Annotated in this window: 1 protein-coding gene; it reads left to right on the top strand. The window is 57.4% G+C overall.

The window, feature by feature from the left end; all coding sequences use genetic code 11:
- The first annotated feature begins 359 nt into the window (after nucleotides 1-359).
- Nucleotides 360-731, top strand: a complete 372-nt coding sequence (locus HU811_RS27090) for a DUF6124 family protein (RefSeq protein WP_186659190.1) — start codon at nucleotides 360-362, stop codon at nucleotides 729-731.
- The last annotated feature ends 49 nt before the right edge of the window (nucleotides 732-780 follow it).

Here is a 780-nt window from a genome sequence, read left to right as displayed (position 1 = left end):
GCAGCCGTTACCGCAGAAACGGATATACACCCCCTCTAAAAGTAAGGTCCTAGGAGATTTCCTTCAAGTTGTAGCGGTGTTGGTGAACTTGTCCGGCTTCGGGCTCGTGGCTAGTCTGGGTTTGTCACTGAAAAAACGGTGACACGGACGTGCAAGTCCGGGTAAAAGACGTCGCACATTGCTATCAGCCGCCTTCAATCAAGGCTTCTTTATGGCAGTTGTGCGTGGGAGATTTTTCCGCAAGGAGGAATCTGCCGGGGTTCCGTCTGCCCGGTCTTGCACACCTACGTACAACTGCCACCTCATTCGCGTGCAAGCGACCGGTGTCAGTTCCAACACTACAGATGGAGCTACACAACATGTTCAAAGTGACACCGAATCCGCCAGGAAGCCCTGGTACCGCCGCTGACAAATCCTCGAAATCCAAAAAACTCGACGAAGCCGCCGAGCGCGCCCTCGACTATTACCTCAATCCCAAACCCACCGACGAAGCACCCGGCCAAGCATCAACGGCGCAACTTTTCATGGTCGCCCCGAACATCGACACCGAAACCCTACTGGCCAACGCCTCCGAAGACCTGCTGTCCATCAGCGCCATCGCCGCCGACCTGGCTGATGACGTCGACGGCTCGCGCCGCAGCGTGATCCTGGCGATTAGCCGGATGGCCGACGGGGTGCATTTGTTGGTGGAGCGGGCGATGGATCGGCTTGAGGTTCAAGCGCCGGGCTGACATCTGTGGTGGATTGAAAACCGCCTTCGCGAGCAAGCCCGCTCCCACA

It is taken from the genome of Pseudomonas tehranensis (assembly GCF_014268615.1).
Taxonomy (GTDB): Bacteria; Pseudomonadota; Gammaproteobacteria; order Pseudomonadales; family Pseudomonadaceae; genus Aquipseudomonas; species Aquipseudomonas tehranensis.
This window is presented reverse-complemented; position numbering and strand designations above follow the sequence as displayed.